We start from the raw sequence: 1,280 nt of genomic DNA, 5'->3' as shown, positions 1-1,280 counted from the left end.
CCACTTTCACTGGTGGTGATCAGGCTAAGGTAAAATTTGTGAGTTCTCTTAGTTGAGAAATTCGAATTTTCGGCGAATGTCGTCTTCACAGTATAACCAGATTGCTTGGGGTTATATGGTCAAGTGAAGAAGCGCATACGGTGGATGCCTTGGCAGTCAGAGGCGATGAAAGACGTGGTAGCCTGCGAAAAGCTTCGGGGAGTCGGCAAACAGACTTTGATCCGGAGATGTCTGAATGGGGGAACCCAGCCATCACAAGATGGTTATCTTGTACTGAATACATAGGTGCAAGAGGCGAACCAGGGGAACTGAAACATCTAAGTACCCTGAGGAAAAGAAATCAACCGAGATTCCCTTAGTAGTGGCGAGCGAACGGGGACTAGCCCTTAAGTGGCTTTGAGATTAGCGGAACGCTCTGGAAAGTGCGGCCATAGTGGGTGATAGCCCTGTACGCGAAAGTCTCTTAGTCATGAAATCGAGTAGGACGGAGCACGAGAAACTTTGTCTGAATATGGGGGGACCATCCTCCAAGGCTAAATACTACTGACTGACCGATAGTGAACTAGTACCGTGAGGGAAAGGCGAAAAGAACCCCGGAGAGGGGAGTGAAATAGATCCTGAAACCGTATGCGTACAAGCAGTGGGAGCAGACTTTGTTCTGTGACTGCGTACCTTTTGTATAATGGGTCAGCGACTTATTTTCAGTGGCGAGCTTAACCGAATAGGGGAGGCGTAGCGAAAGCGAGTCTTAATAGGGCGTCTAGTCGCTGGGAATAGACCCGAAACCGGGCGATCTATCCATGGGCAGGTTGAAGGTTAGGTAACACTGACTGGAGGACCGAACCGACTACCGTTGAAAAGTTAGCGGATGACCTGTGGATCGGAGTGAAAGGCTAATCAAGCTCGGAGATAGCTGGTTCTCCTCGAAAGCTATTTAGGTAGCGCCTCATGTATCACTGTAGGGGGTAGAGCACTGTTTCGGCTAGGGGGTCATCCCGACTTACCAAACCGATGCAAACTCCGAATACCTACAAGTGCCGAGCATGGGAGACACACGGCGGGTGCTAACGTCCGTCGTGAAAAGGGAAACAACCCAGACCGTCAGCTAAGGTCCCAAAGTTATGGTTAAGTGGGAAACGATGTGGGAAGGCTTAGACAGCTAGGAGGTTGGCTTAGAAGCAGCCACCCTTTAAAGAAAGCGTAATAGCTCACTAGTCGAGTCGGCCTGCGCGGAAGATGTAACGGGGCTCAAACCATACACCGAAGCTACGGGTATCACG

At 50.2% G+C, this 1,280-nt stretch carries 1 rRNA gene; it reads left to right on the top strand.

Going from position 1 to position 1,280, the window contains the following annotated elements:
* Nucleotides 1–117: 117 nt before the first annotated feature.
* A 23S ribosomal RNA gene (locus tag L6D74_RS29840) occupies nt 118–1,280 on the top strand; the annotation flags it as partial.

This window comes from Pseudomonas pharyngis (assembly GCF_021602345.1).
Lineage (GTDB): Bacteria > Pseudomonadota > Gammaproteobacteria > Pseudomonadales > Pseudomonadaceae > Aquipseudomonas > Aquipseudomonas pharyngis.
Note: the sequence above shows the minus strand (reverse complement) of the source record. Positions and strands in the feature narration are given on the sequence as shown.